Here is a 12,163-nt window from a genome sequence, read left to right as displayed (position 1 = left end):
ATACCCACAACGAGCGGCGCGCCATGAACCTCAGCAAGGTCGACCTCAACCTGTTCATCGTCTTCGACGCGATCTACACCGAAGCCAACCTGACCCGCGCCGGGCAGATCGTCGGCATCACCCAGCCGGCAGTGTCCAACGCCCTGTCGCGCCTGCGCGAAACCTTCAACGACCCGCTGTTCGTGCGTACCGCCCAGGGCATGGTGCCCACGCCCATGGCACAGAACATCATCGGTCCGGTGCGCAGTGCCCTGGCCCTGCTGCGCATTTCGGTGCAGGAAAGCCGGATCTTCAACCCCCAGCAGGCCAACAAGACCTTCCGCATCAGCATGACCGACCTCACCGAGGCGGTGGTGCTGCCGCTGCTGTTCCAGCGCCTGCGCCGCCTGGCGCCGGGCGTGGTGATCGAAAGCTTCCTGTGCAAGCGCCGCGAGACCACCAAGGAGCTGGCGGCAGGCCGCCTGGACTTCGCTGTCGACGCACCGCTCAACACCGACCCGCAGGTGCGCCATGTCAAGCTGATGCAGGACCGCTACGTCTGCGCCCTGCGCCAGGGCCACCCGCTGGGCGAGGCAAAGCTGACCCTGGACGCCTACCTGGGCATGACCCACATCCATATTTCCAGCCGCCGCAACGGCCTGGGCTACGTGGACCTGGCCCTGGGCAAGATGGGCGTGCAGCGCAAGATCGCCCTGCGCTCGCAGCATTACCTGATGGCCTCACAGGTATTGCAGCAAACCGACATGGTGATGACCGTGCCCGAACGTTTCGCCCGCCGCCACCAGTTGCGCTACCAACCGCTGCCCGTGGAGGTGCCCGCCCTGGAAACCCACCTGTACTGGCATGAAAGTACCGACCAGGACCCGGCCAACCGCTGGATGCGCGAGCAGATCATTGAGTTGTGCCAGCAGGTAGTTACGCAGGATGAGCGCGAGGGAGCGGTCGCGGTGGGTTGAATCTTTCCACCCGAAGACTGGGAAATAAATCCTGCAAAGCGTCAGGCGAGTAGGATTTATTTCTATAGATAAGCCTAATAAGTATAAAAATAGAAAAATCCCTTTCCGTGCGCCCGTTACTCTTTCTCTCGTACCCCGCCATCCCTCGCACGGATCCGCCCCATGCCCCATTCGCCGCTGTACCTCGACTACGCCGCCACCACCCCGGTCGATGACCGAGTGATCGAAAGCATGCTCGCCTGCATGGGTCGCCATACCCATTTCGGCAACCCGGCCTCCCGCGGCCACGCCTTCGGCCAGGCCGCCCGCGAACTGGTCGAGCAGGCCCGCCAGCAGGTCGCGACCCAGGTCGGCACCGCACCGCAGGACCTGGTGTGGACCTCTGGCGCCACCGAATCCAACAACCTTGCGCTCAAAGGCATTGCCCAGGGCATTGGCCAGCCAGGCCACCTGCTCACCAGCGCACTGGAACACAAGGCCGTGCTCGACACCGTCGCCGAACTGGAGCGCCAGGGTTGGGCCGTTACCCGCCTGATGCCGGATGCCCAGGGCCTGATCCAGCCAGCGGCTGTACAAGCGGCATTGCGCGACGACACCCGACTGGTCTCGCTGATGGCGGTAAACAACGAACTGGGCACCGTCACCGATTTCGCCCGCATCGGCTTGCTGGTGCGGGCCCATGGCGCGCTGCTGCATGTGGATGCCGCGCAGGCTATCGGCAAAGTGCAAATCGACCTGGCCCGACAGGCCGTCGACCTGATGTCGTTCTCGGCACACAAGGCCTACGGCCCCAAAGGCATCGGGGCCTTGTACGTCGGCCCGCGCGCCCGTGAGGCGTTGCGCGCGCAGATCCACGGAGGGGGTCATGAAGGTGGTTTGCGCTCTGGTACCTTGGCCACGCACCAGATCGTCGGCATGGGCAGTGCGTTCGCCTTGGCGGGCACGCCGGGCGACAGTGAGTACCTGCGTATCCAGACGCTCGCCCTGCGTTTGCGCCAGGGCATGCTGGCGATTCCCGGGGTGAGTCTGAACGGCTGCCTCGAACACCGCATTCCCCACACCCTGAACCTGTGCATCGACGCCAATGGCTTCAACAGCGCGGCACTGGCCAGCGAATTGGCGTTGTCCACCACCTCGGCCTGCAATTCAGCGAGCAACGCAGCCTCCCACGTATTGCTTGCGCTGGGGCTGGACGAGCGCAAGGCGCGCAACAGCGTACGCATCAGCCTGGGGCGCTACAGCGATGAGGCGCAGGTCGACACGGCGATCGCAGTATTCCAGCGGGTGGTGCGGGCAGCGTCGGTGGCGCTTTGGTGACACACCTGCCGGGGTAGCGCGACAGCCGATAAAAAGCGCTTTCGCGCAGACCCGGCGACTGCGCCGACCGTACCTTGGACCAAGCTTGCTTGCTACGCGATCGCCCCCAACGCGCCCCGCCCAGCGATTCATTGGATGCATCATTTGGATTGATGATTACTATCGAACCATCCGCCTGACGACTCGCCACCCCCGGCTTTTATACTCGCCCTCACCTATTTCCCCGCCTCCACCCGCCTGCCCCTCCAGGCAGGCGAGTCCCCGCTTTGGAAACCAGTACCATGCCAAGCGCCAGCCAGGCCCCCCAGGGGCTGCACGAATCCATTCCCGAACACAGCCAGCAAAGCCTCAAGCAACAGTGGCTCGCCATTCTCTCGGTGGCCGTGGGCGCCTTCGCCCTGGTCACCAGCGAATTCCTCCCGGTGGGCGTGCTCAACGACGTCGCCGGCGACCTGGGCATCAGCGCCGGCCACGCCGGGCTGATGGTCACCCTGCCCGGCATCATGGCCGCCTTCGCCGCGCCGCTGCTGTCGGTGGGTATTGGCGCCATGGACCGTCGCTACCTGCTGATCGGCCTGACGCTGATCATGATCATCGCCAACGCCACGGTGGCCTATGCCAGCGACTTCAACGTGCTGCTGGCGGGCCGCGTGCTGCTGGGTATCAGCATCGGTGGCTTCTGGGCCACGGCCATTGCCCTGAGCGGGCGCCTGGCGCCCAGGGGCGTGGGGGTGGCACAGGCGACATCGATCATCATGCTGGGAGTGACGCTGGCAACGGTGCTGGGCGTGCCGGTGGGCGCCTGGCTGAGTGGGCTGATGGGCTGGCGCATGACCTTCCTGGTGACCGCACTGGTGGGTGTGCCGGTGCTATTGGCGCAGATTTTCCTGCTGCCGCGACTCAACCCGGACAAAGCCATTCGCGCCAGTGACCTGCCGGCGTTGCTCATTCACCCTTTGGCTCGCGTTGGGATGATCGCGGTGTTGCTGATTGGCCTGGCGCACTTCGCCGCCTACACCTACGTGGCGCCGTTCTTCAAACACAGCTCAGGGTTCGATGGGCAGACCATTGGTTCGTTGCTGTTGCTCTATGGCGCGGCCGGGGTCGTGGGGAATATCTTCGCGGGCTTTGCCGCAAACCGTAGCGTACGTCGCACCCTGCTGTTGGTAGCGATGATGATTGGCGTCAGTACCGCGCTGTTCCCCTACTTCGCTACCAACCTCGTCGGCGCGGCTTTGCTGATTGGACTGTGGGGCTTTGCTTTCGGCGCATTCCCGGCGTGTGCGAGCGTGTGGATGTTCGTGGTGGCGCCCAACGATGTCGAGCGCGGCATGCCCCTGTTCGTGGCCATGTTCCAGGTGATCATTGCGCTGGGGTCGTTCTTTGGTGGGCGGATTGTCGACCAACTGGGTACCTCGATGCTGTTGGCGCTGGCCACAGCGTTGGTGGCGTGTGGGTTTGTCACGGTGGCGGTGTTGGGGCGCAAGGTCAGTAACCGTCTCGCCGCCCAGGCCTGACAAACGTTGCACGGATGAAGCTCATGCCGTAAAAAAACCGGGGCCGCACAAACGGCCCCGGTTTTTTTTCAGGTTCGATTAGCGCAGATCGAACCGGTCAAGCTCCATCACTTTTACCCAGGCAGCAACGAAGTCCTTGACGAACTTTTCCTTCGAATCGCTGCTGCCATACACCTCGCTCAGCGCACGCAACTGGGCATGCGAGCCGAACACCAGGTCCACCCGGCTACCGCTCCACTTCACCTGGCCGGTCTTGCGGTCGCGGCCTTCGAAGGTTTCGTTGTCGCCCGAGGTCGGCTTCCACTCCACGCCCATGTCCAGCAGGTTGCGGAAGAAGTCGTTGCTCAAGGTGCCCGGCTTGTCGGTGAACACGCCCAGCTTGCTGCCGCCATGGTTGGCGCCAAGTACCCGCAGGCCACCGATCAGCACGGTCAGTTCAGGGGCGCTGAGGGTCAGGAGTTGGGCTTTGTCCAGCAGCAGTTTCTCGGCCTTGACGCTGTAGCGGGCCTTGCTGAAGTTGCGAAAACCATCGGCCAGCGGCTCCAGCACGGCGAACGACTCGACGTCGGTCTGCGCCTGGGAAGCATCGACACGCCCTGGGCGGAAGGGGACGCTGACAGCGTGCCCGGCCTCCTGGGCGGCCTTTTCTACCGCAGCGCTGCCTGCCAGCACGATCAGGTCGGCCAGGGAGATTTTCTTGCCGCCACTGCTGAACTCGCCCTGGATCTTCTCCAACGCAGCCAGCACTTTGCCCAGTTGTTCCGGCTGGTTGGCCGCCCAGGATCTCTGCGGCTCCAGGCGCAGGCGCCCACCGTTGGCACCGCCGCGCTTGTCGGAGCCGCGGAAAGTCGAGGCTGCGGCCCACGCCGTGGACACCAGCTCGCCAACGCTCAGGCCCGAAGCCAGCACCTTGGCCTTGAGCGCGGCGATGTCCTGCTCACCCACCAGCGGGTGGTCGACGTTCGGCAAGGGGTCTTGCCAGAGCAGTTCTTCCTGGGGCATTTCCGGGCCCAAGTAGCGGGCCAGCGGGCCCATGTCCCGATGGATCAGTTTGTACCAGGCGCGGGCGAAGGCGTCGGCCAGTTGCTCGGGGTGTTCCTTGAAACGCCGGGCGATGGGTTCGTAGATCGGGTCGAAGCGCAGCGCCAGGTCGGAGGTGAGCATCATCGGTGCATGGCGCTTGGTCGGGTCGTGGGCGTCCGGCACGGTGTTGGCGCCCTTGCCATCCTTCGGGCGCCATTGATGGGCGCCTGCCGGGCTCTTGGTCAGCTCCCATTCGAAATTGAACAGGTTTTCCAGGTACTCGTTGCTCCACCGGGTCGGTGTGGAGGTCCAGGTGACTTCCAGGCCGCTGGTGATGGTGTCGCCACCCTTGCCGCTGCCGAACTTGTTGGGCCAACCCAGGCCTTGCAACTCGAGCCCTGCCGCTTCCGGCTCGGCACCGACGTTGTCGGCGGGGCCGGCGCCGTGGGTCTTGCCGAAAGCATGGCCGCCGGCGATCAGCGCCACGGTTTCTTCGTCGTTCATGGCCATGCGGCCGAAGGTTTCCCGAATGTCCTTGCCCGAAGCCACCGGGTCGGGGTGGCCTTCCGGGCCCTCGGGGTTCACGTAGATCAGGCCCATCTGCACGGCAGCCAGCGGGTTCTCAAGGTTGCGCTCGCCTTGCAGGGTGCGGCTTTGTTCCTCGCCGTGCTTGGCCGGTTCCGCCACCAGGTCGCCCTGGCCTGGCGCCTGGGCCTTGCCGTAGCGGGTATCGCCGCCCAGCCAGACCTTTTCCGAACCCCAGTAGACGTCTTCATCCGGCTCCCATACATCGGCACGGCCGCCGGAAAAGCCGAAGGTCTTGAAGCCCATGGACTCCAAGGCAACGTTGCCGGTAAGCACGATCAAGTCGGCCCAGGAAATCTTGTTGCCGTACTTCTGCTTGATCGGCCAGAGCAGGCGCCGTGCCTTGTCCAGGCTGACGTTGTCCGGCCAGCTGTTGAGCGGGGCGAAACGCTGCTGGCCGGAACCCGCGCCGCCACGGCCGTCGGCGATGCGATAGGTGCCGGCGCTGTGCCAGGCCATGCGTACGAACAGCGGGCCGTAGTGACCAAAGTCGGCCGGCCACCAGTCCTGGGAGTCGGTCATCAAGGCAGTCAGGTCTTGCTTGAGGGCCTGGAAGTCGAGGCTCTTGAACGCCTTGGCGTAGTCGAAGGTCGGATCCATCGGGTCGGACTTCGAGGAATGCTGGTGCAGAATCCTGAGGTTGAGCTGGTCAGGCCACCAGTCTCGGTTGCTTGTGCCACCGCCTGCGGTTTGATGGAACGGGCATTTCGATTCGTTCGACATCTGCGGGTACCTTTTGGGTCGGTTATCCAGATTTCTGGTCTATGCCAGTTTGCGCTCGGTCGAGCGGGTTGCTCGGCCGTCTCCTCACCAGGTGGGGTCGGCTTTACGCCGACACAGCTGCACGCGCGTTGCGCGAGGCCACAGGCAAGACTAGCCGAGCTTGGGCAGAGGTCTAATAGAGGAAGTATTCAGCAGCGATAGCCTGGCTCTTTCGATACCCGGCAAGGCTCACGCATCGCGCAGCAGGTCGTGGGCATCGAGCAGGCGGAACGCCACTTGCGGGTTGCGCTCGAGCCCTCGGCGAATGGCAGCGGGGATCGACTGGCGGGTCTTGCGGCACAGGCCGGGCTGTTCCTCCAGGTCGATGACAATGCCGCGCATGGTGCGCACCTCGTTGAGACTGGGGGCGATGTGCACGCGAATGCCCAGTTGCTCGTACAAGCGTGATTGCAGGCGTTGCAGGTCTTCGAGGTCCTTGAGGTTTTCCAGGCGCTCGAGCAGGCGTTTTTCTTCCTGGCGGGTCAGCAGGAGGATGCGCTGGGCGGCCAGCGGGCCGTCGTCCAGGCGCTCGCGACCGCAGTCGCAGGCGCCCGGTGGGCAGGGGTTACGTTGCAGGGGCGGCGTGCTCATGCGCCAAGAATAGCGGTTTCCCGATGCCTGAACACGCCCCCTTTCAGCCTGGGTTGGCCATGCCGATGAAGTTCGCCAGCTCCGCCGTGCGTGGAGCGGCGAACAGCTCGGCAGGGTTGCCCACCTCATGCACCTTGCCCTGGTGCATGAACACCAGCTTGTCGCCCACTTCGCGGGCGAAGCGCATCTCGTGAGTGACCATCACCAGGGTCATGCCTTCACTGGCCAACTGGCGCACCACGCCCAACACCTCGTTGACCAGCTCAGGGTCCAGCGCCGAGGTGATCTCATCGCACAGCAGCACCCTGGGCGACATGGCCAGGGCCCTGGCGATCGCCACCCGCTGCTGCTGGCCGCCGGAAAGGCGGTCGGGGTAGGCGTCGAACTTTTCCGCCAGGCCCACCCGCGCCAGCATCTGCTCGGCCAGTTCGCGGGCCTGGGCCTTGTTGGTCTTTTTCACCACCTGCGGGGCGAGCATGACATTCTCGCCCACGCTCAGGTGCGGGAACAGGTTGAACTGTTGAAACACCATGCCGACCTTCTGGCGCAAGGCTCGCAGGTCGGCGCGGCTGGCGTCGAGGTATTCGCCGTCCACCTCGATCACTCCGTCGCTGATCGACTCCAGGCCATTGAGGGTGCGCAGGAAGGTGCTCTTGCCCGAACCGCTGCGGCCGATGATGGCGACCACCTCGCCCTCCTCGATGCTCAGGTCGACACCCTTGAGCACGTGGTTGTCGCCGTAGTACTTGTGCAACGCGGACACTTTAACCAGGGGCATGCAGCCTCCTTTCCAGGTAACGGGCGCTCAGCGAGAGCGGGTAGCAGAGGATGAAGTAGCCCAGGGCGACCAGGCCGTAGATCATGAACGGCTCGAAGGTGGCGTTGGCGAGCATGCCGCCGGTCTTGGTCAGCTCGGTGAAGCCGATGATCGAGGTCACCGCAGTGCCCTTGACCACCTGCACCGAGAAACCCACGGTCGGGGCGATGGCGATACGCAGCGCCTGCGGCAGGACCACATGACGCAGCAGCTCGAGACGGCTCAGCGCCAGGCTTTCGCCGGCCTCCCACTGCCCGCGCGGAATCGACTCCACGCAACCACGCCAGATCTCGGCGAGAAAGGCGCTGGTGAACAAGGTCAGGGCAATGGCCGCCGCTGCCCAGGCGGACACGTCGATACCGAACAGGGCAATGCCGAAGAACACCATGAACAGTTGCATCAACAGCGGCGTGCCTTGGAACAGCTCGATATAGCCACGTGCCAGGGTGCGCGGTGCCGACAGCGGCGAAATACGCCCAAGCAGCACCAGCAGGCCAGCGATACCGCCGCACAGAAACGCCACCAGCGACAACGCCAGGGTCCATTGCAGGCCAATGAGCAGGTTGCGCACGATGTCCCAGAAAGTGAAATCCATCAACGTCTCCCAATCAGCAAGCGCCTGCCAAGCCAGGCCAGCAACTGGCGCAGGGCGATGGCCATGAACAGGTACAGCAGCGTGGTCAGCAAGTAGGTCTCGAAGGCGCGGAAGTTGCGCGACTGGATGAAGTTGGCGGCGAACGACAGCTCTTCGGTGGCGATCTGCGAACACACCGCCGAGCCCAACATGACGATCACCACCTGGCTCGAAAGCGCCGGCCACACCTTGGCCAGCGCCGGTTGCAGGACCACGTGGCGAAACGCCTCGAAGCGGCTCATGGCCAGGGCCGCAGCCGCTTCCAGCTGACCGCGAGGGGTCGCCTGGATACCGGCGCGGATGATCTCGGTGGAATAGGCACCGAGGTTGACCACCATGGCCAGCACCGCCGCCTGCCACTCGCTCAGGCGGATGCCCAGCGCTGGCAGGCCGAAGAAGATGAAGAACAGCTGGACGATGAACGGGGTGTTGCGGATCAGCTCCACGTAGACCCCGAACAGCGCATCGAACGGGCGCAGGCGCCAAGCCCGCACCACGGCGCCGAGCACGCCGATGGCGATGCCCAGCACGGTGCCGACCAGGGTCAGTTGCACGGTGAACCAGGCGCCCTTGAGCAGCAGGTCGCCCTGTGCCAGCACTGGCGTGAAGTCGAATTGGTAAGCCATGGGTAAAGATTCCGGGCGCCGCTTACAGGTCGGCCGGCAGTGGCTGCTTCAGCCATTTCTCGGCGTTGCGGTTCAGGCTGCCGTCGGCCTTGGCGGCTTCCAGGGTGGCGTTGACCTTCTCCAGCAGCGCCGGCTCGTTCTTGGCCAGGCCCACGTACACCGGCGAGTCCTTGAGCTTGACCTTGACCACCGGCACCTTGGAGGGGTTCTTCTCGGCGATGGCGGCCATCACCACGCTGCCGCTGGCGATCAGCTCAACCTGGCCAGAGAGGTAGGCGGCGATGGTCGAGTTGTTGTCTTCGAAGCGCTTGATGGTCGCGCCTTTGGGCGCGACGGCGCTCAGCTCCATGTCTTCGATCGAGCCACGGGTAACGCTGATGGTCTTGCCGGCGACCGCTTCGATATTCTCGACCGGGGTCTCGGCCGGGCCGAAGACCGCCAGGTAGAACGGCGCGTAGGGGCGGGAGAAGTCGATGACGGCAGCGCGCTCGGGGTTCTTGCCCAGGCTTGAAATCACCAGGTCGACCTTGCCGGTGGTGAGGAAGGGAATGCGGTTGGTGCTGTTGACCGGGGTCAGCGCCAGCTTGACGCCGAGTTTGTCGGCCAGCAGCTGCGCGGTATCGATGTCCAGCCCACGGGGCTTGAGGTCGGGGCCGACCGAGCCGAACGGCGGGAAGTCCTGGGGCACGGCCACCTTGAGCACGCCCCGGGCACTGATGTCGGCCAATGCATCGGCCTGGGCCACGGGCAGGGCCAGGGAGGTACCGCAGAACAGGGTCGCCAGGAACAGGGAGCGGAACTTCGTCATGGAAAGGCCTCGCGTCGAATCCGAATGATGGATGGGTCCAGGCTGGCAATTGCACGGGCCATGCCAGACTGTGCTCGACAGCGCTTCGAAGGGCTGCGCAGGCGGGGTTCCACGGTCTTACTGGTCTGAACAGTTATAGGGTGGTGCCTATTTTCGTACAAGGTTGCGCCCTGCTTTCGTGCAAGGCCCGCCCAGCCTGCGCCAGCACGGGGCAATGCTTGCCAGGGCGGGCCAATGGTCGTAAAACGTCACCGTCATTCACCTCCGACTGGTCTGAACAGATGCTCGCCACCCTCCCCCGCGCCGTGCCTGAAATGGCCCTGCAAGGCATCCGCAAGCTGATCGACGAAGGTCACTACCAGCCGGGCGATGCCCTGCCTTCGCAGCGCGACCTGGCCGAGCGCCTGGGGGTCAGCCGTGCCTCGTTGCGCGAGGCGTTGTCGTCGTTGAGTGCCCTGGGTTTGGTGAGTGTGCAGCCGGGCAAGGGGGTGTTCGTCCAGGCACCCGCGCCCGCTACCGGGTTCGCCTGGCCCTACGCCGAGCAGGTGTCGGCGGCCGACACTTTCCAACTGCGCTACGCCCTGGAAGGCTTCGCTGCCGGGCAGGCGGCGCTGGCCTTGACCGCCGATGACCTCGACCGCCTCGAGGCGAACGTCGAGGCCATGCGCCAGGAGCTGCAGGCCGGGCGTTTCGAAGCGGCGGCGCGGCTGGATTTCGCCTTCCACCAGGCGCTGCTGCAAGCCTGCGGCAACCACGCGATGCTGCAGGTGATTACCGCCAGCCAGGACATCTTCCTGGAAAGCCAGAAACTGCCTTTCATTCGCCCGGAACGGGCCATGGAAACCTGGCAGGAGCACCGCAAGATCCTTCGTGCCCTGGGGCGGCGCTCGCAGGCGGCGGCGCTGAAGGCCATGCAGGAGCACATCCGCAATGCAGCGTCGCGTACCGGCGTGGTGTTTGCGGTGTAGCGCAAATCCGACTGTATCAGGCATCTCGATGTCGCCCTCGAAGAAGCCCCTCGCCCGACCCTCCGTTCTACTGGCCCTTTGAATTAGAAGTGCGGACAAGACCGCGCCATCCTTTCCAGGCTGCCTATGAAAAACGGAGCACATGCGCATGTCTGCATCCCACGAGGTATCCCCCGCCACCTTGCGCCGGGTGATCGCCGCCTCGGCCATCGGCAACTTCGTCGAGTGGTTCGACTTCGCCGTCTACGGTTTCCTCGCCACGCTGATCGCCAGCCAGTTCTTCGCAAGCTCTGAACCCGGCGTAGGCCTGCTCAAGACCTTCGCGGTATTCGCCGTGGCGTTCGCCTTGCGCCCGCTGGGCGGTATCGTGTTCGGTGCCTTGGGTGATCGGCTTGGGCGCAAGCGGATCCTGTCGCTGACCATTCTGTTGATGGCTGGCTCCACCACGTTGATCGGCCTGCTGCCGACTTACGCCAGCATCGGCCTGGCGGCCCCGGCGCTGCTGACGCTTGCGCGTTGCCTGCAAGGTTTTTCCGCAGGCGGGGAGTATGCCGGGGCCTGCGCCTACCTGATGGAGCATGCGCCGAACCACAAGCGGGCGTTCTATGGCAGTTTCATACCGGTGTCGACCTTCTCGGCCTTTGCTTGTGCGGCGGTGATCGCCTATGCGTTGGAGGCGAGCCTATCGGCCGAGGCAATGAATGCCTGGGGCTGGCGGGTGCCGTTCCTGATCGCTGCGCCCTTGGGGCTGGTTGGGCTGTACTTGCGCTGGCGAATGGAAGAAACGCCGGCGTTTCGCCAGGCGCTGGCCGAGGGCCGTGAGCATGAGCATTCGCCGCTGAGGGACACCTTGCGCCACCATGGGCGGACGATCTGCAACCTGGGGGCGTTCATTTCGCTGACGGCGTTGTCGTTCTACATGTTCACGACGTACTTCGCGACCTATCTGCAACTGGTGGGCAACCTCAGCCGTGCCCAGGCGTTGTTGGTGACGACGGTGGCGTTGTTGTTCGCGGCGGTGGGTTGTCCGTTGGCGGGAGCGTTCTCGGACCGGGTCGGGCGTCGGCGGACGATTGCTGTCACTTGCCTGTGGGTGATGGCGGTGGTGTTTCCGTCCTACTGGCTGGCGAGTTCGGGGTCGATGTCGGGGGCTTTGCTGGGGGTGATTTTGCTGGCGGTGGGGGCGTTGCTCAGTGGTGTGGTCACGGCGGCGTTGCTGTCGGAGAGTTTCCCGACGCGGACGCGTTATACGGCTTCGGCGATTACCTACAACGTGGCCTATACGTTGTTTGGTGGTACTGCGCCGTTGGTGGCGACTTGGTTGATCGGGCAGACCGGCAGCAGCCTGGCGCCGGCGTTCTATCTGGTGGTGATTGCGGTGGTGGCGTTGGTGGGGGGGCTTGGGTTGCCGGAGACGTCGCGGGTTTCGTTGCATGAGGAGTTGGGGGAAGCGGGGCATGCTCAGGTGTCGTAGGTGTGTTTGCTCCGAGCAAGGGCGCCACTGCGATTACCGCTACTGCTACTGCTACCGCTCTTGCTCTTGCTCTTGCTCTTGCTCT

General features: G+C 64.5%; 11 protein-coding genes. 5 read left to right on the top strand and 6 right to left on the bottom strand.

Features of this window, described 5'->3' with window-relative positions; genetic code table 11:
- Positions 1 to 23: 23 nt before the first annotated feature.
- The 3 genes from RAC97_RS15065 to RAC97_RS15055 all read left to right on the top strand — a co-directional run bounded on the left by RAC97_RS15065 (position 24) and on the right by RAC97_RS15055 (position 3,790).
- The gene (locus RAC97_RS15065) at positions 24 to 956 is read left to right on the top strand and encodes a LysR family transcriptional regulator (protein ID WP_375099278.1); all 933 of its coding nucleotides are present in this window, start codon (positions 24 to 26) and stop codon (positions 954 to 956) included.
- A gap of 162 nt (positions 957 to 1,118) precedes the next feature.
- Positions 1,119 to 2,273, top strand: a complete 1,155-nt coding sequence (locus RAC97_RS15060) for a cysteine desulfurase family protein (RefSeq protein WP_375099277.1) — start codon at positions 1,119 to 1,121, stop codon at positions 2,271 to 2,273.
- Between the two features lie 281 nt (positions 2,274 to 2,554).
- Positions 2,555 to 3,790 carry an MFS transporter gene (locus RAC97_RS15055; protein ID WP_375099276.1) on the top strand — a complete coding sequence of 412 codons (1,236 nt, stop codon included), beginning with the start codon at positions 2,555 to 2,557 and terminating at the stop codon, positions 3,788 to 3,790.
- Between the two features lie 78 nt (positions 3,791 to 3,868).
- Here the strand turns inward: RAC97_RS15055 and katG are convergent, their stop codons facing one another.
- The 6 genes from katG to RAC97_RS15025 all read right to left on the bottom strand — a co-directional run bounded on the left by katG (position 3,869) and on the right by RAC97_RS15025 (position 9,636).
- On the bottom strand, positions 3,869 to 6,121 hold the full coding sequence (katG, locus tag RAC97_RS15050; RefSeq protein ID WP_375099275.1) for a catalase/peroxidase HPI: 2,253 nt from the start codon (positions 6,119 to 6,121) through the stop codon (positions 3,869 to 3,871).
- Positions 6,122 to 6,349: 228 nt separating this feature from the next.
- The gene (locus tag RAC97_RS15045; protein ID WP_375099274.1) at positions 6,350 to 6,751 is read right to left on the bottom strand and encodes a hypothetical protein; all 402 of its coding nucleotides are present in this window, start codon (positions 6,749 to 6,751) and stop codon (positions 6,350 to 6,352) included.
- Positions 6,752 to 6,794: 43 nt separating this feature from the next.
- Positions 6,795 to 7,529: an amino acid ABC transporter ATP-binding protein gene (locus RAC97_RS15040; protein WP_375099273.1), complete on the bottom strand. Its 735-nt coding sequence runs from the start codon at positions 7,527 to 7,529 to the stop codon at positions 6,795 to 6,797.
- Complete coding sequence (locus RAC97_RS15035; RefSeq protein ID WP_375099272.1) at positions 7,516 to 8,166, bottom strand: amino acid ABC transporter permease; 651 nt, start codon at positions 8,164 to 8,166, stop codon at positions 7,516 to 7,518. The genes RAC97_RS15040 and RAC97_RS15035 overlap by 14 nt, the downstream gene beginning before the upstream one ends.
- Positions 8,163 to 8,828: an amino acid ABC transporter permease gene (locus RAC97_RS15030; RefSeq protein ID WP_375099271.1), complete on the bottom strand. Its 666-nt coding sequence runs from the start codon at positions 8,826 to 8,828 to the stop codon at positions 8,163 to 8,165. Before RAC97_RS15030 ends, RAC97_RS15035 begins: the two co-directional genes overlap by 4 nt.
- A gap of 22 nt (positions 8,829 to 8,850) precedes the next feature.
- Positions 8,851 to 9,636 carry a transporter substrate-binding domain-containing protein gene (locus tag RAC97_RS15025; protein ID WP_375099270.1) on the bottom strand — a complete coding sequence of 262 codons (786 nt, stop codon included), beginning with the start codon at positions 9,634 to 9,636 and terminating at the stop codon, positions 8,851 to 8,853.
- A 281-nt stretch (positions 9,637 to 9,917) separates the two neighbouring features.
- Here RAC97_RS15025 and RAC97_RS15020 point away from each other — a divergent pair, with 281 nt between their 5' ends.
- Both RAC97_RS15020 and RAC97_RS15015 read left to right on the top strand, forming a co-directional pair.
- The gene (locus RAC97_RS15020; RefSeq protein WP_375099269.1) at positions 9,918 to 10,604 is read left to right on the top strand and encodes a FadR/GntR family transcriptional regulator; all 687 of its coding nucleotides are present in this window, start codon (positions 9,918 to 9,920) and stop codon (positions 10,602 to 10,604) included.
- Between the two features lie 148 nt (positions 10,605 to 10,752).
- Entirely contained in the window at positions 10,753 to 12,078 is a 1,326-nt protein-coding gene (locus tag RAC97_RS15015) for an MFS transporter (protein ID WP_377748152.1), read from the top strand.
- Positions 12,079 to 12,163 lie beyond the last annotated feature (85 nt).

Origin of the sequence: Pseudomonas sp. LS_2 (genome assembly GCF_042709235.1) — a bacterium.
In the GTDB taxonomy this organism is placed as follows: domain Bacteria; phylum Pseudomonadota; class Gammaproteobacteria; order Pseudomonadales; family Pseudomonadaceae; genus Aquipseudomonas.
The sequence above is the reverse complement of the archived record's forward strand: the minus strand, read 5'-3'. Positions and strand labels throughout refer to the sequence as shown.

Excerpts from the sequence above, each read along its gene's own strand:
- RAC97_RS15065 (WP_375099278.1), top strand. The coding sequence starts at position 24 with ATGAACCTCAGCAAGGTCGACCTCAACCTGTTCATCGTCTTCGACGCG.
- RAC97_RS15060 (WP_375099277.1), top strand. The coding sequence starts at position 1,119 with ATGCCCCATTCGCCGCTGTACCTCGACTACGCCGCCACCACCCCGGTC.
- RAC97_RS15055 (WP_375099276.1), top strand. The coding sequence starts at position 2,555 with ATGCCAAGCGCCAGCCAGGCCCCCCAGGGGCTGCACGAATCCATTCCC.
- katG (WP_375099275.1), bottom strand. The coding sequence starts at position 6,121 with ATGTCGAACGAATCGAAATGCCCGTTCCATCAAACCGCAGGCGGTGGC.
- RAC97_RS15045 (WP_375099274.1), bottom strand. The coding sequence starts at position 6,751 with ATGAGCACGCCGCCCCTGCAACGTAACCCCTGCCCACCGGGCGCCTGC.
- RAC97_RS15040 (WP_375099273.1), bottom strand. The coding sequence starts at position 7,529 with ATGCCCCTGGTTAAAGTGTCCGCGTTGCACAAGTACTACGGCGACAAC.
- RAC97_RS15030 (WP_375099271.1), bottom strand. The coding sequence starts at position 8,828 with ATGGCTTACCAATTCGACTTCACGCCAGTGCTGGCACAGGGCGACCTG.
- RAC97_RS15025 (WP_375099270.1), bottom strand. The coding sequence starts at position 9,636 with ATGACGAAGTTCCGCTCCCTGTTCCTGGCGACCCTGTTCTGCGGTACC.
- RAC97_RS15020 (WP_375099269.1), top strand. The coding sequence starts at position 9,918 with ATGCTCGCCACCCTCCCCCGCGCCGTGCCTGAAATGGCCCTGCAAGGC.
- RAC97_RS15015 (WP_377748152.1), top strand. The coding sequence starts at position 10,753 with ATGTCTGCATCCCACGAGGTATCCCCCGCCACCTTGCGCCGGGTGATC.